Origin of the sequence: Streptomyces sp. SID14478 (assembly GCF_010548525.1) — a bacterium.
Lineage (GTDB): Bacteria > Actinomycetota > Actinomycetes > Streptomycetales > Streptomycetaceae > Streptomyces.
Genome location: NZ_JAAGMG010001256.1, coordinates 1 through 620 on the forward strand (window position 1 = coordinate 1; position 620 = coordinate 620).

Annotated in this window: 1 protein-coding gene; it reads left to right on the forward strand. The window is 75.2% G+C overall.

Annotation, left to right across the window (positions count from 1 at the left end; genetic code table 11):
* On the forward strand, nucleotides 1-387 hold a 387-nt coding region (locus G3I40_RS40025), incomplete at its 5' end, for an Lrp/AsnC family transcriptional regulator (protein ID WP_164559728.1).
* Between the last annotated feature and the right edge of the window lie 233 nt (nucleotides 388-620).

The following is a 620-nucleotide window of genomic DNA, read 5'->3' on the forward strand; positions in this document are numbered from 1 at the left end:
ACCGTCCGCCGTCGGCTGCGCCGCCTCGCCGACTCCGGCGTGCTCACCTTCCGCTGCGACATGGCGCCCGCCCTGGCCGGCCACCCCGTCCCCGTGTCCTTCCTCGGCCGGGCCCCTGCCCGCGACGCCGCCGCCGTCCACCGCACCCTCGCGGCCCTGCCGGAGTGCCGGGTGGTCGCCTCCGTCACCGGCCCCGCGAACGTCTTCGCCACACTGTGGGTGCACGACCTCGCGGACATCCAGCGCCGCGAGAGTGCGCTGGGCGCCCGTCTGCCCACGCTGACGGTGACCGACCGCATCGTCGGCCTGCACACCGTCAAACGCATGGGGCACCTCCTCGACGAGGAAGGCCGCCGCGTGGGGCTGCGGGCCATCCGCCCCTGGTGACGGTGGCGTCCCGGCGACGTCCCCATGAATTACGTGTACATGCCTTGACTGGTGGTCGCGGGCCCCCGCACCGTTGCGGGGATCGTCATCCGTCCCGTGGGGGGTTCATGAACGGCAGACTGTTCGGCGCGGGCGCGGTGTTGAGCGTCCTCGCCGTGATGGGCACCCTGCCGGCGTCGGCGTCCTCGACGCCGCGGCCGGCCCCGCGCCACGGCCTGCCGCTCGGCGCCGCC